The following is a 21,833-nucleotide window of genomic DNA, read 5'->3' as shown; positions in this document are numbered from 1 at the left end:
TCGCCCCCTTCGGATCCCCGAAGAGGGCACGCGGGTCCGCGGCCGGCCGCACGGGGGTCAAGGGGTGTAGCGGTAGCCCATGCCCGGTTCGGTGATGAGGTGCCGGGGGTGGGCGGGGTCGCGTTCGAGCTTCTTGCGGAGCTGGGCCATGTACTGCCGCAGGTAGTGGGTCTCCTTGACGTACGTGCTGCCCCACACCTCGGCCAGCAGGTAGCGCTGGGGGATGAGCTTGCCGGGGTTGCGCAGCAGGATCTCCAGGATGTGCCACTCGGTGGGCGTCAGCCGCAGGCCGCCTGACACGGTCTTGCGCACCAGGTCCACGGTGTGGTCGCCGAGGTGGACGGCGGCGAGCTCGGTGTCCCGGGTGGCGGCGCGGCGGGAGACGGCGCGGATGCGGGCCAGGAACTCCTCGATGCTGAACGGCTTGGTCACGTAGTCGTCGGCGCCGGCGTCCAGAGCCTCGATCTTGTCCTGGTTGCCGGCCCGCCCGGACAGCACGACGATGGGGACCCGCGTCCAGCCGCGCAGTCCGTGGATGACCTCCACGCCGTCGACGTCGGGCAGGCCGAGGTCGAGCACGACCAGATCGGGATGCCATTCGGCGGCCTGGCGCAGCGCGGAGGCGCCGTCGGTGGCGACGGCGACCTCGTAGTCGCGTGCCGTCAGGTTGATGCGCAGCGCGCGCAGGATCTGCGGCTCGTCGTCGACGACCAGGATCCTGGTCATGAGGTCGACGTCTCGAAGTGGACCGGCATGCTGACGATCATCGTGAGACCTCCTCCTGGAGTCTCCTCGGGGGTGAGGGTGCCGCCCATGGCCTCGGTCAGCCCGCGCGCGAGGGCCAGGCCGAGCCCCACGCCGGTGCCGTTGTCGCGGTCGCCGAGCCGCTGGAACGGCAGGAGGACCCGCTCGCGGTCCTCCGGCGGGATGCCGGGGCCGTGGTCGACCACCCGGATCTCGACCATGTCGTCCTGCCGGCTGCCGGTCACCAGCACCTGGTGAGCGGGCGGGCTGTAGCGGACGGCGTTGCTGATCAGGTTGACCAGCACGCGTTCCAGCAGGGCCGCGTCGGCGACGATCTCCGGCAGCTCGATGGAGACGTCGCTCCTGACACGCCCGCGCAGCGGGCCCAGGTCGTCGATCGCGCGGGGCACGACCTCTTCCAGGGCGATGGGCTGGAGCGACAGGCCGAGGACGCCCGCCTGCAGGCGGCTCATGTCGAGCAGGTTCTCCACCAGCCGGCCCAGCCGGGCCAGGGACTCGTCGGCGGTCGCGAGCAGCTCCTCACGGTCCTCGTCGGTCCAGGTGATCTCGCGGTTGCGCAGGCTCTCGACGGAGGCCCTGGCGGCCGACAGGGGGGTGCGCAGGTCGTGGCTGACGGCGGCGAGCAGCGCGGTGCGCATGCGGTCCGCCTCGGCCAGCGGCCTGGCCCGTTCGGCCTCCTCCTCCAGGCGCTCCTGCCGCAGCGCGACGGCGGCCTCGGCGGCGAACGCCTCCAGGACGCGCCGGTCGCCGGCGTCCAGCAGCCGCCCGCGCGCGGCGAGCACCAGCTCGTCGCCGATCACCACGTCGGTGTCGGCCGCGGCGGGCGCGGTGCAGGGGGCGGAGCCGGAGACGGCGACGATGCGCCAGGCTCCGGGTTCGGACTTGTCGTCGGGCGTGGGCTCGCCGACGCGTTCGAGCAGGGTGACCGAGTCCAGGCCGAACGTCTCGCGCAGCCGGGCGAGCAGCGAGGGCAGCGCGGCCTCGCCCCGCAGCACGTGCCCGGCCAGCGTGGACAGCACCTCGGCGTCCGCCCCGGCGCGGGCCGCCTGTCGGGTACGCCGGGCGGCCACGTCCACGATCGTGCTGACCGCCACCGCGACCAGGACGAACACGATGAGCGCGAGCAGGTTGTCGGGATCGGCGATCGTCAGCCTTCCCGTGGGCCGGGTGAAGAACCAGTTGAGCAGCAGCGACCCGCCCACCGCCGTGGCGATCGCCGGCAGCATGCCGCCGATCAGCGCCACCACGACGACCAGGCACAGGAACAGCAGGATCTCGCTGGGCAGCGAGATCACGTCGCGGAACGGCCAGAGCGCGGCGGTCAGCGCCGGCATGCCCGCCACCGCCACGATCCACCCGGCCACCCGCCGCTTGCGGGTCAGCGCCGCCCGCGCGCGTTCGGGCCGCCGGCGGCCCCGCTTGACCTCCTCGTGGGTGACGAGGTGGACGTCGATCGAACCGGACAGCGCGGTGGTCTCCAGGCCGACGCCGCGGGAGAGGATCTGCGCGAACCTGCCGCGCCGGGAAGCGCCCAGGACGAGCTGGGTGGCGTTGACGCCCCGGGCGAAGTCCAGCAGGGCGCGGGGGATGTCGTCGCCGACCACCTGGTGGTAGCTGCCGCCCAGGCTCTCCACCAGCGCGCGCTGCCGGGCCAGGCTCGCCGGGTCGCTGGCGACCAGGCCGTCGGAGCTGGTGACGTGGACGGCCAGCAGGTCGGCGCCTTTGGTGCGGGCGGCGATGCGCGAGGCGCGGCGCACCAGGGTGTCGCCTTCCGGGCCTCCGGTCAGGGCGACGACGACGCGTTCGCGGGTCTCCCAGGTGGTGGTGATGCCGTGCTCGGCGCGGTAGCGGTCGAGCTGGTCGTCCACCTTGCCGGTGACCCAGAGCAGAGCGAGTTCACGCAGCGCGGTGAGGTTGCCGACCCGGAAGTAGTTCGACAGCGCGGCGCTGACCTTCTCCGGGGCGTAGACGTTGCCGTGGACCATCCGGCGGCGCAGCGCCTCCGGCGACATGTCGACCAGCTCGATCTGGTCGGCCCGCCGTACCACCTCGTCGGGCACGGTCTCGCGCTGCGGGACGCCGGTGATCTCCTGGACGACGTCGTTGACCGACTCCAGGTGCTGGATGTTCACCGTCGTCACGACGTTGATGCCGGCGTCAAGGATCTCGTCGATGTCCTGCCAGCGCTTGACGCGTTCGGAGCCGGGCACGTTGGTGTGGGCCAGCTCGTCGATCAGCGCCACCTTCGGCCTGCGCGCGATGACGGCCGCCACGTCCAGCTCGGTGAAGGCGGCGCCCCGGTGCACGATGGTCTTGCGGGGGACGATCTCCATGCCCTCCAGCAGGGCGGCGGTGCGGGGGCGGCCGTGGGTCTCGACGAAGCCCACGACCACGTCCCGGCCGCGCTCCCGGGCGCGGCGGCCCTCGGCGAGCATCGCGTACGTCTTGCCGACCCCGGGCGCCGCCCCGAGGTAGACCCGCAGCCGCCCCCGCACGTCACGCCCCGTCGAGGGCGAGGTTGAGTTCGAGCACGTTGACCGCCGGCTCGCCCATGAAGCCCAGCGCGCGTCCGGTGGTGTGCTCCTCGACCAGGGCCTTGACCCGTGCGGGCGGCAGGCCGCGTTCGCGCGCCACCCGGGGCGCCTGGAGCTCGGCGTAGGCGACGGAGATGTGCGGGTCCAGCCCGGAGGCGCTGGCGGTCACCGCGTCCGCCGGCACGGCCGGCGGCCCGGCGTCGCCGCGCACCGCGACCGTACGGCCCGCCGCGTAGTCCTCGCCCGGTTTCGCGCACTCCACTCTCTTGCCCTGGTACGAGGCGATGAACGGGGTGGCGGGACAGGCCTGGTTGACGCTGACCGCGTGGCCGGCGAAGACCTTCAGCACCGCGCCGGTCCCGTCGGGGGTGCAGTACGGTCGGGCGCCGCTCACGCCCTCCAGCTCACCGGCCGCCTTCGAGCGGGCGCAGACCCGGGTCAGCAGCGACTGCCTGCCCTCGTCCCCGGCGCCGGGCACCGGCAGGACGTCCACGATGTCCTCCGGGCCGAGGTTGCTCGCGCCCGTGGAGGTCGGGTCGTAGCCTTCGCCGGACGCCGCCGGGCGGGACTGGAAGTACTTCTTGACCGGATCGCCGCCGGCGTCGGTGAAGGACTGGCCGATCAGCGAGCTGCCGCGGCCGCCCTCGACGATCGAGCCGTTGGCCCGGTGGTTGAACAGGATCTGGGCGACGCCTGTGGTGACCAGGGGATAGATCAGGCCGAGCAGCACCGTCAGGACGGCGACCGCCCGGACCGCGGCCGCGTACCGGCGCACCCAGCTTGGCAGGCGTTTCATCATGACATCCCCGGAAGAAACTGGATCAGCAGATCTATGATCTTGATGCCGATGAACGGCGCGATGATGCCGCCCAGGCCGTAAACGTACAGGTTGCGCGACAACAGCTTGGAAGCGCTGGACGGCCGGTAGCGGACCCCGCGGAGCGCCAGCGGGATCAGCGCGACGATGACGAGCGCGTTGAAGACGACGGCGGACAGGATGGCGGACTGCGGGCTGGCCAGGCGCATGACGTTGAGCGCGTCCAGGCCGGGATAGACGGCCGCGAACATGGCCGGGATGATCGCGAAGTACTTGGCGACGTCGTTGGCCATGGAGAACGTGGTCAGCGCGCCGCGCGTGATGAGGAGCTGCTTGCCGATGTCGACGATCTCGATGAGCTTGGTCGGGTTGGAGTCCAGGTCGACCATGTTCCCGGCTTCCTTGGCGGCGCTCGTGCCGGTGTTCATGGCCACGCCGACGTCCGACTGGGCCAGGGCCGGGGCGTCGTTGGTGCCGTCGCCGGTCATGGCCACCAGCCGGCCGCCCTCCTGTTCCTTCTTGATGAGCGCGAGCTTGTCCTCGGGGGTGGCCTCGGCCAGGAAGTCGTCCACTCCCGCCTCGTCCGCGATGGCCTTGGCGGTCAGCGGGTTGTCGCCGGTGATCATGACGGTACGGATGCCCATCCGGCGCATGTCGTCGAAGCGCTCCCGGATGCCCTCCTTGACCACGTCCTTGAGGTGGATCACGCCCAGGACGCGGCCCTTCTCGGCGACCACCAGCGGGGTGCCGCCGGAGGCGGCGATGCCGTCCACGAGACCGCCGGCCTCGTCGGCGGGGTGGCCGCCGGCGTCGCGCACCCACTTCATGACCGCGGTGGCGGCGCCCTTGCGGACCTGGCGCCCGGCCTGGTCCGGCGCGCCGGGTTCAGGCGGGAGATCGACCCCGGACATGCGGGTCTGGGCCGTGAACGGCACCCACTCCGCATGGGCCAGCTCGCCCGGCCGGCGCTCGCGCAGGCCGTAGCGCTGCTTGGCGAGGACCACGATCGAGCGGCCCTCGGGGGTCTCGTCCGCGAGGCTGGACAGCTGCGCCGCCTCGGCCAGGTACGCCTCGGCGACCCCGTCCACCGGGACGAACTCGGTGGCCTGCCGGTTGCCCAGGGTGATCGTGCCGGTCTTGTCCAGCAGCAGCGTGGACACGTCGCCGGCGGCCTCGACCGCGCGGCCGGACAGCGCCAGGACGTTGCGCTGGACGAGGCGGTCCATGCCGGCGATGCCGATGGCCGACAGCAGCGCCCCGATCGTGGTGGGGATGAGGCAGACCAGCAGGGAGACCAGCACGATGCCGGTGACGCCGTCCGCGCCGAGGGCGAGCGAGTCCGGCACGCCGGGGTTGACGAGCTTGGTGTAGATGGCCAGGGGCTGCATGGTGACGGTGGCGGTCAGGAAGATGATCGTCAGCGCGGCCAGCAGGATGTTGAGCGCGATCTCGTTCGGCGTCTTCTGCCGGTTCGCGCCCTCGACCAGGGCGATCATCCGGTCGATGAAGCTCTCGCCGGGCTTCTGCGTGATCTCGACGATGATCCGGTCGGACAGCACCTTGGTGCCGCCGGTGACAGCGGAGCGGTCGCCGCCGGACTCGCGGATGACCGGGGCGGACTCGCCGGTGATGGCGGACTCGTCCACGCTGGCGATGCCTTCGACGACGTCTCCGTCGCCGGGGATGACCTCACCCGCCTCGACGATCACCCGGTCGCCCTGCCGCAGTTCGGGCGCCCGGACGACGTCCCAGTGGCCGGGGTCGTCCGGGCTCCTGAGCCTGCGGGCCTCGGTGCCGGTCTTGGCCGCGCGCAGCGTGGCGGCCCGCGCCTTGCCGCGGCCCTCGGCCACGGCCTCGGCCAGGTTCGCGAAGATCACGGTGAGCCACAGCCACACCACGACGGCCCAGGCGAAGAACGTCGGCTCCACGACGGCCAGCACGGTGGCGAACACGGCGCCGGCCTCCACGATGAACATCACCGGGTTGCGCCACGCCGTGACCGGGTTGAGCTTTCTCAACGCGTCCGGCAGCGAGCGGATCATCGGGACAGTCCTTCCGCGAGGGGGCCGAGCGAGAGGGCCGGAAGAAAGGTGAGGGCGACCAGGATGATCGTCACGCCGGCGACCATGCCGACGAACTGCGGCCGGTGGGTGGGCAGCGTGCCGGCGCCCTCGGGGACGGGTGACTGCGCGGCCAGCGAGCCGGCCAGCGCGAGCACCAGGATGATCGGCAGGAACCGGCCGAAGGCCATGCACAGGCCGAGCGCCACGTCGTACCAGGGGGTGTTGACGGTCAGGCCCGCGAAGGCGGAGCCGTTGTTGTTGGAGGCGCTGGTGAAGGCGTACAGGACCTCGGAGAGGCCGTGCGGGCCGGTGTTGAGCATGGCCGCGCGCCGCTCTTCCGATCCCATCGCGGACGCGGTCCCGGCCAGCACCAGGACCGGGGTCACCAGGAAGTACAGCGAGGCGAGCTTGATCTCGCGGGCGCCGATCCTCTTGCCGAGGTACTCCGGCGTGCGGCCGACCATCAGCCCGGCCACGAACACCGTGATGACGGCCAGGATCAGCATGCCGTACAGGCCGGAGCCGACCCCGCCGGGGGCGACCTCGCCGAGCATCATGTTGACCAGCGTCATCATGCCGCCGAAGGGCGTGTAGGAGTCGTGGGCGGAGTTCACCGCGCCGGTGCTGGTCAGGGTGGTGGAGGCGGCGAAGGTGGCGGAGTTGGACACGCCGAAACGCATCTCCTTGCCCTCCATGGCGGCGCCGGCCGCCTGTGGCACGGTCGCGTTCCCGGAGAGCTCGAAGACGTTGGTGAGCAGGACGCTCGCCAGCGCGAGCACGCCCATCACGGCGACGATCGCGTAGCCCTGCCTGACCTGGCCGACCATCCTGCCGAAGGTGCGCGGCAACGCGAACGGGATCAGCAGGATCAGGAAGATCTCGACCCAGTTCGTCCAGGCGGTGGCGTTCTCGAAGGGGTGGGAGGAGTTGGCGTTGTAGAAGCCGCCGCCGTTCGTGCCCAGCTCCTTGATGGCCTCCTGGGAAGCCACCGGGCCGCCGGTGATCGCCTGGGTGCCGCCGGTCAGCGTGGTGACCTCGTGGACGCCGGAGAGGTTCTGGATCACCCCGCCTGCGACCAGCACCAGCGCGCCGGTGAACGCGATCGGCAGCAGGACGCGGACGGTGCCGCGGACCAGGTCCACCCAGAAGTTGCCGATCGTGCCGGCGGCACGCCGGGCGAACCCGCGCACCAGGGCGATCGCCACGGCCATGCCGACCGAGGCCGAGACGAAGTTCTGCACGGCCAGCGCGGCCATCTGGGTCAGATGGCCCATCGTGGACTCGCCGGAGTAGGCCTGCCAGTTGGTGTTGGTCACGAAGCTGACCGCGGTGTTCCAGGCGATGTGGTCGGTGACCGGCGCCATGCCCAGGCTCAGCGGCAGCTTGTCCTGCAGCCGCTGCAGCCCGTACACCACCAGGACCGAGACGACGGAGAACGCGAGCAGGGCGCGCGCGTAGACGCCCCAGCGCTGCTCGGCGTCGGCGCGCACCCCGAGCAGCCGGTAGATGCCGCGTTCGACGAGGTTGTGCCGGTCGGTCGAGTAGACGCGGTACATGTAGTCGCCGAACGGCTTGTGCACCAGGGCCAGCGCCGCGATCAGCGAGGTGACGAGGACGAGGCCCGCCACGGTGGTGCTCATCAGAAGCGCTCCGGGAACAGCAGGGCCGCGACCAACAGGATCACCAGGGCCACGGCGACCACGAGACCGGTCGCGTTGACGGCGTTCACAGCCGCTCCACCGCCCTGACGACCAGCCCGAGGACCGCGAAGACCGCGATCGTCAGGGCGACGAAGATGACGTCTGCCATTCCACTCCTCAGTTCGATGTCCGAGAGCGCCGCCGCCTTCACCGCGGTGGCCGCAGAACAAGCGAACGCTGAGGTATGGAGGGTTTTGCCGTTCTTGACGGGTTTCATACGGCTACGAACCGAATCTTGACGGCTTCTCTACGCGTGCCATCGAAAGCGACGCGCGCCGCCGGTCACTCCGGTTCGACGCGTACCGTGCCCGCCGTGCCGTCGACCGTGATCAGCTGACCGGTCGTGATCTCGCGGGTGGCGTCGCGGACGCAGATGACGGCCGGGATCCCGTACTCGCGGGCCACGGTGGGGCCGTGCGCGACCGGCGAGCCGGTCTCGGTCACCAGGCCGGCCGCGGTCATGAACAGCGGCGTCCACCCCGGGTCGGTGGTCGGCGCCACCAGGATCTCGCCCGGGTCGATGTGCGCCCCGACCGGGTCGCGGATCACCCGCGCCCGGCCCGTCGCCTGCCCGGCGGCACCCGACATCCCGGTCAGCACGCCGTCCTCGACCGGCCGCGCGGGGGCGAGCGCCTCCACGTCGGTCCCGTCGGACAGCAGGGCGCCGGGAACGGTGGGCCGCCGCAGCTCCCGCTCGTGCTCCGCGCGCCGCCTCGCGGCCAGCCCTCGCTGGTCGGTTCCGTCGTGCACGGCGGCGCGCGCCTCGTCGAGAGTCAGGAACATGATGTCGCCGGCGTCCGCCAGCCGGTCACGGGCGGCCAGGTCCGCGCCGACCAGGAGGAGTTGCCGCCGGGCCGCCTGGATCGCGGGCAGCCAGGCGAACTTCCCGATCTCCCGCAGCCCGGTGAGCCGGCGCGAGCGGCGCATGAAGAACACCGCCAGCCGGCCGCGCACCGGCCTCCTGCGCCGCGCCCGCCGCGACAGCGTCGCGATCATCCGCTCGGCCTTCGCCGCTGCCGCCCTGAACCGCACGTCGGGCGCCTGCCCGGGGTCGTCGACGCGGAGATAGTTGGCGATCGTCGCGAACAGCGGTGCGGGGTCCTCGTCCCAGTGGGGCACGCCGACGTCGATCTCGGCCGCGGCGCGCATCCCGTACTTCTCCAGGAAGCCCGCCATCCCGATGTCCGGGAGGTCACCGGCGAAGTATCCGGCGGCGAGCTCCTCCGGCGGGGTGCCGAGGAACAGCTCGCGGTGCTCACGGGCCCGCACCGCGAGGTCCCAGAGCTCGAGGTCCATCTCCGTGGTCACGTTGTACGGCATGCCGCCGAGCACGGTGTCGAGCTCCTCGTCCGAGGCGAAGCCCTTGAGCAGCGCGGCCGGGATCGTCCCGGCGATCATGCCGGCCGTCAGCGGCCAGAGGATCCCGTGCATGTCGATGTTCATGATCGGCTTGTGGGAGTCCTCGATCACCCACCGCAGCCGTTCCGCGGCGGTGGCGGACTCGCCCGGCGGGGTGGTGAGGCGCTTGATCTCCGCGACGCCACGGTAGGCGCGGGCGCGGGCGAGATCCGGGTTGACCAGGCTCGACACGACTCCGGCGACCCCGCCGGGCAACATCCGCAGCGCGCCCTTGACCAGGCTGCCGACGCGGAACGGCAGACCGGGCCGCGGCGCGAACCGCGGATCGTCCAGCATGCTCAGCACGGCGCCCTGCACCCTCGGCCCGTAGATCTCCAGCGAGGTCCCCAGGCGCCCGCGCATGACCCCGCTGCGCAGGAAGTCGGTCACGTCGAAGAACAGCCGGCCGCCGATCGACACCAGCCGGGGCATCGGGTCGCGCCGGTCGACCCGGGCCCCCGCGGCCTCGAACCACAGGCTCGAGCCCGACTTGAGCAGCGAGAACCCCATCGGGGTGCACGGGCGCAGCATGCCCTGCATGTGGCCGAACTCCAGGTAGAGCCGCGTGTCACCGGTGTCGGGCGGTGGCGGGAAGAGCGTGGTGATCGGCCGGGACTGCAGCAGCCACAGCGTCCCCCCGGCGTCGATCGCCCACTCGACGTCCTGCGGCGAGCCGAAATGCTCCTGCAGCCGCGCCCCCGCAGCCCGCAGCTCTTCGAGCCGCGCCGCGTCGAGACACCCGTCCGGGTCCGGCACGGCCGGCGCTCCCCGGCGGAGGACATGATGGTCGGGTACGACGGTGCCCTCGACGATCGCGGTGCCCAGACCGGGAGCGGCGTCGACGACCATGTCCGTACGGCAGCCGGTGATCGGGTTCGCGGTGAACATCACCCCCGCCACGACGGGGTCGATCATGCGCTGCACCACCATGGCCATGGCGGGCTCGTCCTCGACGTGCACGGCTGCGCGGTAGGCGACGGCGCGCTCGGTGAACAGGGAGTCCCAGCAGCGGCGGACCGCGTCGATCAGCTCCGCGTGACCCTCGACGCCGAGGTACGTGTCCTGCTGCCCGGCGAAGCTGGCCTCCGGCAGGTCCTCCGCGATGGCGCTGGACCGGACCGCCACCCGCCCACCGCCGAGCCGCTCGTACGCCTCGACCAGTTCCCGCTCCGGCAGCTCTCCTGACCGGTAGCACTCGACGGTGAGGCAGAAGCCGTCGGGGACGCGCTCACCCGCCCTGATCATCTCTCCGAGCCCGGCGCCCTTGCCGCCCACCAGGTCGATCATGGAGGCGTCGATCTCGGACAACCCGATCAGCTTCATCGCGCCATCTCCTCATGGCCGGCGCCATGCGCGACATGGCCGCCCCCGGTTTCCCGGCGCTCCGCCCCCGACGCTAACACCGCGGCGGAATCCAGACCAGGCGGTCACCCCCGTGTCACGAGGGTGACCGCCGTGCGGGTCAGGTCGCCGCCGCGAACGTGTACGAGCCGGAGGCGACCTCGTAGACCGCATGGCCGCCGTCCATGCGCAGGAAGGCCGCGCGGTGGGGCGCCGCCACGAGGCGCCTGTCCCCGGCGGGCACCCAGACCTCGGCGGCGGTGTTCGGGGGCACCTCCACCGTCAGCGTGAACCGGCCTGCCTTCTTGGTCCAATCAGACCGTACGGTGCCGTGCGGGGTGTCGTAGCCGCCCTTGACGAAGGTGAGGTCGCCGACCGGTTTGGGGTGGATGACCAGCCGGCGGTAGGCGGTCGAGCCGTCGGCCGCGCGGATGCCGGCCAGCCCGGTGTGGAACCACTCCTCGATCTGGGCGAGGATCATGTGGTTCTTGGAGTCGCCGCGGTTCCAGCGCTCGCCCATGGTGGTCATGCCGCCCGGGTTGGCGCTGGTGGACTCCATGAAGAAGCCGTAACCGGGCTGGTCGTCCTCCTGGAGCAGGTCCCACAGCACGTCGTCCCTGCCGCCGTCGGCGAGCGCCCGGACGGTCGGCCCCATCCCGATGGTGCCGCCGCTGAAGTGCGGGCCGTCGCCGTTGGGGTGGAAGGCGTACACCAGCTCGACGAGCGCGTCGAGCACGGCCTGCCGCTCGCCGTCGGGGACCAGCCCGGCGTCGAGGGCGAGCGCCTGGGCCGTCTGGGTCGCGCCCGCCATGCCCGCGTCGCCGTCGGAGGTGTAGCGGCGGAGCTGATGGTTGTAGAAGCGGGCGTTGAAGGCGTCCTTGATGTCGGCGGCCAGCGCCCGGTAACGGGCGGCGTCGCCGGCGTGGCCGGTCAGCCCGGCCATCGTGGCCAACTTGCTGATCATGACGTAGTAGCCCCAGGTGCCGGTGATCCGGCCGGAGGTCTGGTCGGCGGCCACCCAGTCGCCCAGGGCGGCGTCCACGATGTGGGCGTCGGCCTTCTCCCGCTCGATGTAGCCGGCGAAATCGGTCATCCGGTCGTAGTGGCGGGCCATCGTCTCGGTGTCGCCGTAGAGCTCGTACAGCAGGGACGGGACGAGGATGATGGCGTTGCCCCAGTTGATCTCGTCGCCGAAGCGCCCGCTGTAGCCCCAGTCGTAGACCGGGGTCTTCAGCGCCACGTTCCCGCGCATCGGGGTGTCGGCGACCGACTGCCCCTCGACGAGGTGCCGCATGGTGGTCTTCAGGTACGCGCTGAGGTCGTGGTCGCGGTGGATGGCGCCCATCGGCATCGTGTAGTCGGCCGGGTAGGACAGCTTCTCGCGGCCGGGGCAGTCGGTGAACACCGACATGATGTTCGAGGCGAAGGAGTATCTCGCCATCTTGTGGATCCGGTCGACGCGGGCGCTGGAGGTCGTCACCCGGCCCGCGACCGGCGTGTCCGCCTGGAGCCGGATCCCGGTGACGAGGTCCTTCGCGGGCCTGTAGCCCTCCGGCAGGCCGGTGACCTGGATCCACTGCATCCCGAAGTAGGTGAAGTCGGGGTGCCAGGTCTCTCCGCCGCGGAGCCCGGCCGTGGTGTAGGTGGAGAACAGATCGCGGCCCCGGCTGCCGCCGCCACCCATCAGGGAGGACTGGTCGACGGTGCCGTCAGGGGCGAGGGACTCGGCGGGCGACATGCGGACGGTGACTCCGGCGGGCACCCTGCCCCTGAGGTGCAGCAGCGGCCATCCGGTGATGTTCTGGCCCAGGTCGAACACCCAGACGCCCGGCTTCGGGTTGGTCATCGAGACCGGGGTGAGCTTCTCCACGGCCCTCACCGGCTCGGCCGTACGGCCGACGAGCTCGGTCGCGAGGTTCGGGGGAGGGGCGATGCCGGCGGCCCGCCACTCCATCGCCGAGCCGTCGCGCCGCGTGGCGGCGGGGGACAGGTCGGCGCCCGGCGCGTCCCAGCCGGGCTGCTCGCGGCGTGCGTCGTGGTCCGAGCCGGAGTACCACGCGTCGGTGACCAGCGGGCCGAGCGCGGTGCGCCAGTCGCGGTCGGAGACGACGGCGTCCGCCGAGCCGTCGGCGTAGCGGATCTCCAGGCGGGCGATCAGGCGCGGCGTCACCGCGGCGCCGGCGCTCGGGTCGCTCGCGGCGATGTTGTTGCCGGACCCGGTGACGGCCGCCCCGGCACGGTGCGGCTTCTCCAGCCCGGGGGTGAAGGTGATGCCCGTGCCGCCGGGGCCCGGCGTGCCGATCGCGGTGATCGTACGGGATTCGAGGGTGTCGCCGCCGTCGCCGGTGTCGATGTTGACGGTGCCGCCGAGGTGGTAGCCGGTGACGTCGTCCAGTCTCACCGTGGTGGCGCCGGGCGCGGCGTCGGCGGCCAGAGTGCCGCTGCCCTTCAGCCGGCTCTGCCACCAGGAGTAGGGCGCGGTCCGGCCGGCGGCGGGGTTGGTGACGCTGCGCCGCACGTAGGCGGGGCCGTTGCCGAGCCGGACGCCGAGCGTGTTCGGTCCGCCGCGCAGGTGCCGGGTGACGTCGTAGGCGCGGTACTCGCTGGAGAGCTGGTAGTTGGAGTTGCCGGGGGCGAGGACCTCGTCGCCGAGCTCGCGGCCGTTGAGCGTCGGCAGGTGGAGCCCGACGCCGGAGAGGTAGAGGCGGGCTTCGGCCACCCGCTTGCCGCGGTCGAGGTCGAACGCGCGGGCGAAGATCGGCATCGGCTGGTTCTCGGTGCGGCCGGGATACTCGATCCAGCGGGCGCCTCCCCAGTCGCTCCGCTCCAGCAGGCCGATCTCCCAGGAGGAGGGCCTGCTCCAGGAGGACGGCGTGCCGCCGGCGTCCCAGACGCGGACCTGCCAGCTGACCTTCTCGCGCGAGCGCGGGGGCCGCCCGCCGTAGCGGACGCCGGACTGGACGGCGGAGCTCACCTTGCCGGAGTCCCAGATCAGCCGCCCGTGCCTGAGGTCGGCCTCGCTCGCGGCGGCCTGGATCTGGTACGCGGTCTGCGCGTCCGCGGGGCAGACGGCGGGGGAGGGGCGCCGGTGGCACGGGTGGGCGGCGCCCTGCCGGGTCTCCGTCATCCGCCAGCTCAGTAAGTGCGCGGTGGCGTCGATGCCGAGCGGCTGGTCACGCCGGCCGTCGACGCGCAGGTCGACGGCCTCGACGTGGGGCTGTCCGCCGGCGGCGGACGCCGGGGGGACGAGGGGCTGCGAGAGGACGAGGGTGAGAGACACCCCCGCCCCGGCGAGCACGCGGGTCCGGCGAGGTGCGGTGAACACGAGGTCACTCCCTTCCGGCGGCATGGCCGCTCTTCCGTGGTGAGCCCCCCTGGAGAGTGAAACGATTTAACACCCGCGGACGTCGTCACCGTAAGCGCTCCCTCATGTGCCGTCAAGAGGCAACGGTTCCCGCTCCCGCCGCACCTCGACCGGCCGCGTGTGTGGATGCGTGGGTAACGTTACCCACGCGCGTCAGGACGCGGGCGGGGCCGTGGAGCCGCGGACGACCAGGCTGGGGGTGACCGAGAAGCGGACCGCGGACGTGCGGCCTTCGATGCGCTCCAGCAGCAGCTTGCCGGCGGCGCCGCCCATGACGGAGCCCTCCTGGTCGACGCTGGTCAGGGTGATGTTGGGCAGGGCGGCCAGGTGGGTGTTGTCGTAGCCGGCGACCGAGACGTCCGCCGGGACGCGGAGCCCGGCCTCGTAGACCGCGGCGAGCGCGCCGAACGCCGCCTGGTCGGCCCCCGCGAAGATGGCCGTCGGGCGGGGATCGCGGTCCAGCAGCTCCCGCGCTCCCTCGTAGCCGCCCTTCTCGTGGTAGAAGCTGGTCGCGACGGCGATCTCGTCTGCCAGCCCGTGCTCGCGCATGACGCGCTCGTAGGTCGCGGCCCGGATGTTGTGGAGCAGGTCGGCCGGCTGCGCCTGGCTGTCGTCCTGGTGCGTGATGTGCGCGATCCGGCGGTGGCCGAGCTCGATGAGGTGCTTCACGACCAGCTCGGCGCCCGCCTCGTCGTCGTCGTAGACGGAGTCGTAGAAGGACGACCGCTCGTGGCGGGCCAGCACCACGGTGGGCTTCTCCTGGGCCACCTCCTCCAGTCGCGCCTTCGAGGCGAGCGGGGCGACCATGATGATGCCGTCGACCTGGCGGTCGATGAGGGCGTCGACCGCCAGTCTCTCCACCTTGCGGGTGGCGCCCCCCTGGATCATGAACGCCCGGTAGTCGGTGCCGGCGAGCTGCTCGGTGAGGCCGTCGAGGATGTCGGCGAAGAACGGGTTCCTGATGTGCGGCAGCATCAGGCCGATCGTGAAGGTGCGCCCGCGCATGCCCCGCGCCACGGCCTGGGGCCGGTAGCCCAGCTCCTCGATGGCCGTCTTGACCCGGTCTCTCATGGCGGGGCTGACGCCGTAGGCGTTGCGGATCACCTTGGACACCGCGGTGACGGAGACCTGGGCGTGGCTGGCCACGTCGTTGATCGTCACTCGTCGGCGTCGGCTGGGCGCGACCATGAGGCTCCAATTCCCGTGGGGTGATCCCAGTGTACGAGCTGGACGCGAGCCGGTCCGACGGGGGAAACATTACCTGCATTACTCGTACGTACAGCGATCTCAACTGCGAGAAGAGTGGGTACCGTTACCCAAATCATGTCTTGACACCTCTTCGGGCAACGCCTACGTTAACCGCATCGGGGAGCCGCTTAAAACGATTCAAAACCCCTGGAGGGTGTGTGAAGACCTCCCACCGCATGCTGGCATCGGCCGTGGCCGTGCTCGCGACGGCGGCCCTTGCCTCGTGCGGATCCGGCTCGGAGCCCGCCGCCGACGGCACCGTGACCCTGTCCTTCATGACGGGCAGCGACCAGTCGACCGTGGACACCTCCAAGGCGCTGGCCGACGCGTTCATGAAGGCCGACCCCACGATCAAGATCGACATGGAGCACCAGCCGGGCGGCAGCGAGGGTGACAACGTCGTCAAGACCCGGCTGTCCACCGGCGAGATGACCGACGTGTTCTGGTACAACTCCGGTTCGCTGCTGCAGGCGCTGAACCCGGCCCAGACCCTGGTCGACCTGACCGGGGATCCCGTCCTGGCCCAGGTCCAGCCCGACTACCTGCCCGTCGTCTCGCACGACGGCAAGGCGTACGGGGTCCCGGCCACCACGATGGGCGGCGGCGGCATCCTGTACAACCGCAAGGTCTACGAGCGGCTCGGCCTGGAGGTCCCCAGGACCTGGGCCGACTTCATGGCCAACAACGACACGATCAAGGCCGCCGGGGTCACCCCGGTGATCAGCACGTTCAAGGACACCTGGACGTCCCAGATCTTCGTGCTCGCCGACTACCACAACGTCCAGGCCGCCGTGCCGGGCTTCGCCGCCGACTACACCGCTGGCAAGGCCAAGTTCGCCACCACGCCGGCCGCGACGGGCGGCTTCCAGCACCTCGCCGACGTGCACGCCAAGGGCCACCTCAACAAGGGCTTCGGCTCGGCGACCCTCGACCAGGGACTGAAGATGCTGGTCGAGGGCGAGGGCGCGCACTACGCGATGCTCAGTCAGCTGCTCCCGCCGCTGCTGGAGACCTACCCCCAGACCGCGACCGACGTCGGCTACTTCGGCATCCCGGGCGACGACCCGGCCGCCGGCGGCGCCACCGTCTGGGAGCCCGCCGCCCTCTACATCGCCAGGACCACCGAGCACCTGGACGCGGCCAAGAAGTTCCTGGCCTTCGTCGCCTCCCCGGCGGGCACCGAAGCCGTGACCGCCGCCGTCCAGCCGTCCGGACCGTACCGGATCAAGGGGTCGAAGCTGCCGGAGGACGCCATCCAGGTGGCCAAGGACCTCCAGGCCTACATCGACCGGGGCGCCACGACGCCCGCGCTGGAGTTCCTGTCGCCCATCAAGGGCCCGTCGCTGGAGCAGATCACCGTCGCCGTCGGCTCGGGGCTGACGCAGCCCGCCGAGGGCGCCGCCCAGTACGACAAGGACGTGGAGAAGCAGGCCAGGCAACTGGGGCTGGCAGGGTGGTGACCGAGCAGCGTGCCGGGCTCCGCGCGGGGCCCGGCGGGCCGCCGGCCAGGCGCAGGTCGCCCTACCCGTACGCCCTCTACCTGCCGGCCGCCGTCGTCTACCTGGTGATCTTCCTGGTGCCGACGGTGATGGCGTTCTACTTCGCGCTGACCCGGTGGACGCTGTTCGACAGCGAGTTCGTCGGCCTGGACAACTTCCGCGACTTCCTCTCCGAGCAGAACCTGCGCGTCGGCTTCCGGAACACGATCGTCTACGCCGTGGTCACCAGCGGGCTGAAGGTGGTGCTCGGCCTGCTGCTGGGCGTGCTGCTCACGTCCAGGCTGCGGCTGCGCGGCTTCCTGCGCGCGGTGGTGTTCTTCCCGGTCCTGGTCTCCACCGTGGCGGTCGGCATCACCTTCAGCGCGCTGCTCCGCCCGGACACCGGCCTGGTGAACAAGGCCCTCGCGCTGGCCGGCGTCGACGGCGCCGACTGGCTCGGCGACGCCACGACCGCGCTGCTGTCGGTCGCGCTGGTCGACGTCTGGAAGGGCGTGGGCCTGGCCACCGTCATCTACATCGCCGGGATCATGTCGATCCCGCGCGACTACTACCAGGCGGTCGAGGTCGACGGGGGCGGCGCCTGGCACCGGTTCCGGCACGTGACGCTGCCGCTGTCCTGGCCCGCCACCTACTCGGTGATCATCCTGTCGTTCATCGGCGGGCTGCGGTCGTTCGACCTCATCTGGACGATGACGCGGGGCGGTCCCGGCTTCACCAGCGACGTCATCGCCTCGATCATCTACAAGCAGTATCAGGCGGGCTTCTTCGGCCTGTCGACCGCCGGCAACGTGCTGCTGTTCCTCATCGTCACCGCCATCGTCGTCCCGCTCACCTACGTCCTGGGCAAGAGGCAGGTCGCCGTATGAGGACCTTCAGGAGGTTCGGCGCCGACACGATCGCGCTGGTCCTGGCTACCGTGATCTTCCTGGTGCCGTTCTCGTTCATGCTGATGACCGCGGTCAAGGACCCGGCGCAGGCCGCCGATCTGGACTTCGCCTGGCCGGTCGACTGGCGGGTGGTGGACAACCTCGTCGAGGTCGTCCAGGCACGTGACTACGTGCTGCTGCGCGCCTTCGTCAACTCCACCGTCCTCACCGTCGCCTCGGTCGCGCTGATCGTGTTCTTCGCCGCCATGGCCGCGTTCGTGCTGCAGCGCCGCGCCGGCAAGGTCGGGACGCTGGTCGACTTCCTGGTGCTGTCCGGGCTGATCATCCCGCCCGCGATCGTGCCCACCATCTGGCTGCTGCAGGCACTGGGCCTGTTCAAGACCCTGCCGGGGCTGATCCTGGTCGAGGTCGCCTACGGGCTGTCGTTCGCGATGCTGCTGTTCAGGGCGTTCATCGCGGCGATCCCGCGCGAGCTGGACGAGGCGGCCCAGATCGACGGCTGCCACGGGGCGCGGCTGTTCTTCCGGGTGATCTTCCCGCTGCTCCGGCCGGTCACCATCACGGTCGTGCTGACCTCGTCCGTGGCCGTCTTCAACGACTTCGTCAACCCGCTCTACTTCCTGCCCGGCGACGAGAACGCCACCGTGCAGGTCACCCTCTACAACTTCCAGAGCCAGTACAGCACCCAATGGAACCTGCTGTTCATGGACATCGTCCTGATCAAGATCCCGCCGCTGCTGGCCTTCGTCTTCTTCAACCGCAAGATCGTGGCCGGCATGACCGCCGGCGCCATCAAGGGCTGACATGACCTCTCTGCGGCGACGGCACCCGCACCGGCGTCGTCGCGTCGGGGGAGTCGGTGCTCGTGCCGTGGCCAGGACCGGAGCTGGGCTCGCGCGAGCGGTGCGGTCCCGTCGAGCGGGCCCGCCTGTACGTCACCGCGCACGGCACGTACGAAGTCGAGATGAACGGCCGGGTCGTGGGCGACGACGTGCTCGCCCCCGGCTGGAGCAGCTACCACCACCGGCTGCGCTACCGCACCCACGACGTGACCGGCCTGCTGGAGGAGGGCGCCAACACGATCGGCGCCACCCTCGCCGACGGCTGGTACCGGGGCCGCGTCGGCTTCGCCGGGGGCAGGTCCGCCGTCTACGGCGACCGGACCGCCCAGCTGGAGATCACCTACTCCGACGGCACCACGGACACCGTCGCCACCGACGGCGCCTGGCGGTGCGCGCCGGGCCCGGTCACCGCCGCGAGCCTCTACGACGGCGAGTCCCACGACGCGCGCCTGCTTCCCGGCGGCGGCCTCACCCGCGCCCGCGCCACGCTCGACACCCCGTACGGCCGGGCCGAGGCCGGCTGGGAACGGACCGGGGACCAGACGGAACTCGTCGTGGTGGTGCCGGCGAACACCACCGCCGCCGTCCACCTGCCCCTGACCCGGACACCGCCGTCGAGGTGGGAGCCGGACGGCACGTCTTCCGCTGGGCGTGATCAGCTGGGCTCCGGACCGAGCGCCCGGCGCAGGAAGTCCAGCTCCAGCAGGAGAAGGTTCTCGGCGACCTGCTCCTGGGCGGTCATGTGGGAGACGCCCGACAGCGGCAGGACGGTGTGCGGGCGGCCCGCGGCCAGCAGCGCGGCGGACAGCCGCAGGGTGTGCGCGGCGAAGACGTTGTCGTCGGCCAGACCGTGCACGAGCATGAGCGGGCGGCGCAGGTTCGGGGCGTCGGCGATCAGGGAGCTGCGGTCGTACGCCTCGGGGTTCCGGTCGGGATGGCCGAGGTAGCGTTCCTGCCAGTGGGTGTCGTAGAGGCGGGCGTCGGTGACCGGCGCGCCCGCGACGGCGGCGTGGAAGACGTCGGGGTGGCGCAGCACGGCCGCGGCGGCCAGATAACCGCCGTACGACCAGCCGCGGATCGCCACCCGGTCCAGGTCCAGGTCGGGGAAGCGGCCGGCGGCGGCCCGCAGCGCGTCGGCCTGGTCCTCTAGCGCCGCGCTCAGCTTGTCGAGGTGCACGGCCCGCTCCCAGGCCGGTCCGCGGCCCGGCGTGCCGCGCCCGTCCACGACCAGCACGGCGAAGCCCTGGTCGGCGAACCACTGCGCGACCGCGTAGTCGTCCAGCCCGCGCAGCACCAGGGCGCCGCCCGGCCCGGCGTACGGGCTGAGCAGGACCGGCAGCCGCCGCGAGCCCGGCACGTGCCCGGACGGGAACACGATCGCGCCGCGCAGTTCCCGTTCGCCCAGCGACACCAGGTCCGCCCGCGGGCGCACGACCGGGGTCGCGCCGTTCGAGACGATCGGCGTGGCCGCCCCTCCGCCGGTCACCGTGACGCGGGTCCCGTGCTCCTCCAGAGTGCGGCTGACGACCAGGGTGACGCCGCCGGCGCGCGTTCCGGTGTGCACCCCCGGCTCGGAGGTGACCCTGGTCAGCCCCGCGGCCCTGGAGTAGCTGTAAAGGTGGCGTTCCGTCGGCTCGTCGCAGCACTGCGCGAGCACGGTGTCGCCGTCCACCGCCAGGATCCGCAGCACCTGCAGGCCCGGCGGCGTGACCAGGTCGTCCCCGACCATCAGCCGGCGGGTGTCGTCGCGGTCCACCGTCCAGACCAGCTCCCCGGCCGCCGTACGGGCGGGGGTGCCGGGCACCAGCGTCAGCCAGGCGTCGTCGGCGTCCTCGCGCACCAGCGTGGTCGCGCCCGTCGCGGGGTCGGCCTCCAGGAGGCGGGTGGTGCGCTGGTCGCGGCTCTGCACCAGGATCAGCAGCCCCTGCCCGGTCCACGACACCGCCGCGACGTACTCGAACGCCGCCCTGTCCCAGACCACTTCGGTACGCTCCCCGGCCGGCGTGGTCAGCCAGAGCGTCACGTCGGCGTTGTCCGTGCCGGCCGCCGGATAGGCCATGGTCCTGGAGGGCCTGCCCGGATCGGCGGGCTCGGACAGGTGCCACCTGCTCACCCGGGCGTTGTCCACCCGCGCCACCAGCAGGCGGGTGCCGTCGGGCGACCACCAGTAGCCCCGGTGGCGGGCCATCGACTCGGCCGCCACGTGCTCGGGCAGCCCCCAGGTCACCTCGGGACCGTCGGGCGTCAGCAGCGGCTTGCCGTCGAGGTGCAGGGCGCCGTCGGACACGTGGGCGACGCGCTGCCCGGCCGGGTCGAGCCGCGGGTCGGATCCGGTCGTGCCGAGCGGGGTGACCTCGCCGGTCAGCAGGTCGACGGTGTGGAGCGCGCCGTCGAGCGCGTAGACGGCCTTGGTGACGGCGGCGTCGGTGGCGTAGGCGACGATGCCGCTCGCGCGCTCGCGGGTGCGTTCCCTGCGGGCGCGCTCCGCCTCCGGCAACGTCCCGCCCGGCGTGCCGGGGTCCACGAGCAGCCGCTCCTGCCCGGTGGCCACGGTCAGCGTCCACAGCCGGTTGACCGGGTCGTCACCGCCCGAGGACCTGAGGAACACCACCCGGGCGCCGTCCGGCGAGATCGTGAAGTCCCTGGGGACGCCGAGCTTGAACCGGGCCGTACGGGCATGCTGACGAGGAAGCGTGAGGGGAGGCATGGGGGATCATAGGCACGCCCGCCAAGCCGGACGCAACCGCATAAACCAGCGCCGATCGCCTCTCCCGCCACCCTGCGGTTACGTCGTCACGGCGCGGCCTCGTCGTTACGGTGCGACCCCTCTTTACGGCACGATCCCGTCGTTACGGGCGCGACCCCTCGTTACGGCGCGGCCCTCGTTACGGCGCGGCCACGTCGTCACGGCGCGTCCGAGGCGGCCCGGATCGGGCCGCGGAAGGAACCTCGGGGGTTCTCGCCCGGCATCGGTGCTCAGCTTCTCGAACCGGACTTGATCGACGAGATCGACCCGCACCTCGCGCCGACCCCTGCTCGCGGAGGTCCGGCTGTACGACAAGCCGGTCCGCCTCCACAACCCCAGCTCGGAAGCTCACGTACGGTGCCGGACCCTCACGGCGCCCGGCAGTCTCCGCCTAGGGCGGGGGTTCGCGTACGGACCGGACCCTCACGGCGCCGGGCGGCCTCCCCACGAACCCGGGGGGAGTTCGCGTACGGTACCGGACCTTCACGGTGGCGGGCGGCCTTGTGGACGGTCAGGAATTTCTCCAGGTGGGCGGCCAGCCTGATCCAGGCTGGCGGCCATGAAATCTCCAGGTAGACGGACACGTAAAGTCCAGGTGGACGGTCAGGTGAGAGGGACGACACCCTTTC

Annotated in this window: 14 protein-coding genes and 1 pseudogene; 4 read left to right on the top strand and 11 right to left on the bottom strand. The window is 71.7% G+C overall.

Features of this window, described 5'->3' with window-relative positions; translation table 11 throughout:
* Positions 1 to 57: 57 nt before the first annotated feature.
* The 10 genes from ABD999_RS11020 to ABD999_RS10975 all read right to left on the bottom strand — a co-directional run bounded on the left by ABD999_RS11020 (position 58) and on the right by ABD999_RS10975 (position 15,128).
* A complete protein-coding gene (locus ABD999_RS11020) occupies positions 58 to 726 on the bottom strand; it encodes a response regulator (RefSeq protein WP_148031035.1) in 669 nt (222 codons plus the stop codon).
* The gene (locus ABD999_RS11015; RefSeq protein ID WP_271278217.1) at positions 723 to 3,260 is read right to left on the bottom strand and encodes a DUF4118 domain-containing protein; all 2,538 of its coding nucleotides are present in this window, start codon (positions 3,258 to 3,260) and stop codon (positions 723 to 725) included. Before ABD999_RS11015 ends, ABD999_RS11020 begins: the two co-directional genes overlap by 4 nt.
* Position 3,261: 1 nt before the next feature.
* Positions 3,262 to 4,095 carry a potassium-transporting ATPase subunit C gene (locus ABD999_RS11010; RefSeq protein ID WP_333485730.1) on the bottom strand — a complete coding sequence of 278 codons (834 nt, stop codon included), beginning with the start codon at positions 4,093 to 4,095 and terminating at the stop codon, positions 3,262 to 3,264.
* Positions 4,095 to 6,158: a potassium-transporting ATPase subunit KdpB gene (gene kdpB / locus ABD999_RS11005; RefSeq protein WP_271278219.1), complete on the bottom strand. Its 2,064-nt coding sequence runs from the start codon at positions 6,156 to 6,158 to the stop codon at positions 4,095 to 4,097. Before kdpB ends, ABD999_RS11010 begins: the two co-directional genes overlap by 1 nt.
* Entirely contained in the window at positions 6,155 to 7,819 is a 1,665-nt protein-coding gene (gene kdpA, locus ABD999_RS11000; RefSeq protein ID WP_271278220.1) for a potassium-transporting ATPase subunit KdpA, read from the bottom strand. Before kdpA ends, kdpB begins: the two co-directional genes overlap by 4 nt.
* Positions 7,819 to 7,908 (bottom strand): K(+)-transporting ATPase subunit F, encoded by a 90-nt coding sequence (gene kdpF / locus ABD999_RS10995; protein ID WP_271278221.1) that lies wholly within the window; start codon positions 7,906 to 7,908, stop codon positions 7,819 to 7,821. The genes kdpA and kdpF overlap by 1 nt, the downstream gene beginning before the upstream one ends.
* Positions 7,905 to 8,096, bottom strand: a complete 192-nt coding sequence (locus tag ABD999_RS10990) for a hypothetical protein (protein WP_271278222.1) — start codon at positions 8,094 to 8,096, stop codon at positions 7,905 to 7,907. Before ABD999_RS10990 ends, kdpF begins: the two co-directional genes overlap by 4 nt.
* Positions 8,097 to 8,161: 65 nt before the next feature.
* On the bottom strand, positions 8,162 to 10,600 hold the full coding sequence (locus tag ABD999_RS10985; RefSeq protein ID WP_271278223.1) for a PEP/pyruvate-binding domain-containing protein: 2,439 nt from the start codon (positions 10,598 to 10,600) through the stop codon (positions 8,162 to 8,164).
* A 139-nt stretch (positions 10,601 to 10,739) separates the two neighbouring features.
* The gene (locus ABD999_RS10980) at positions 10,740 to 13,943 is read right to left on the bottom strand and encodes a family 78 glycoside hydrolase catalytic domain (RefSeq protein ID WP_271278224.1); all 3,204 of its coding nucleotides are present in this window, start codon (positions 13,941 to 13,943) and stop codon (positions 10,740 to 10,742) included.
* 192 nt (positions 13,944 to 14,135) lie between these two features.
* Positions 14,136 to 15,128, bottom strand: a complete 993-nt coding sequence (locus ABD999_RS10975) for a LacI family DNA-binding transcriptional regulator (RefSeq protein WP_271278225.1) — start codon at positions 15,126 to 15,128, stop codon at positions 14,136 to 14,138.
* Between the two features lie 260 nt (positions 15,129 to 15,388).
* On the opposite strand from ABD999_RS10975, the gene ABD999_RS10970 reads away from it, so the two are divergent.
* The 4 genes and pseudogenes from ABD999_RS10970 to ABD999_RS10955 form a co-directional block, all read left to right on the top strand.
* Positions 15,389 to 16,690 (top strand): ABC transporter substrate-binding protein, encoded by a 1,302-nt coding sequence (locus ABD999_RS10970; RefSeq protein ID WP_271278226.1) that lies wholly within the window; start codon positions 15,389 to 15,391, stop codon positions 16,688 to 16,690.
* Complete coding sequence (locus ABD999_RS10965; protein ID WP_271278227.1) at positions 16,687 to 17,595, top strand: carbohydrate ABC transporter permease; 909 nt, start codon at positions 16,687 to 16,689, stop codon at positions 17,593 to 17,595. The genes ABD999_RS10970 and ABD999_RS10965 overlap by 4 nt, the downstream gene beginning before the upstream one ends.
* Positions 17,592 to 18,419 (top strand): carbohydrate ABC transporter permease, encoded by an 828-nt coding sequence (locus ABD999_RS10960; protein ID WP_271278228.1) that lies wholly within the window; start codon positions 17,592 to 17,594, stop codon positions 18,417 to 18,419. Before ABD999_RS10965 ends, ABD999_RS10960 begins: the two co-directional genes overlap by 4 nt.
* Positions 18,420 to 18,475: 56 nt before the next feature.
* Positions 18,476 to 19,051 (top strand): annotated as a pseudogene (locus tag ABD999_RS10955) (alpha-L-rhamnosidase N-terminal domain-containing protein); the annotation flags it as partial.
* Positions 19,052 to 19,113: 62 nt separating this feature from the next.
* On the opposite strand, the gene ABD999_RS10950 reads toward ABD999_RS10955, so the two are convergent.
* Positions 19,114 to 21,165: a S9 family peptidase gene (locus tag ABD999_RS10950; RefSeq protein ID WP_271278229.1), complete on the bottom strand. Its 2,052-nt coding sequence runs from the start codon at positions 21,163 to 21,165 to the stop codon at positions 19,114 to 19,116.
* Positions 21,166 to 21,833: the final 668 nt, after the last annotated feature.

This window comes from Nonomuraea ferruginea (assembly GCF_039540635.1).
In the GTDB taxonomy this organism is placed as follows: Bacteria; Actinomycetota; Actinomycetes; order Streptosporangiales; family Streptosporangiaceae; genus Nonomuraea; species Nonomuraea ferruginea.
This window is presented reverse-complemented; position numbering and strand designations above follow the sequence as displayed.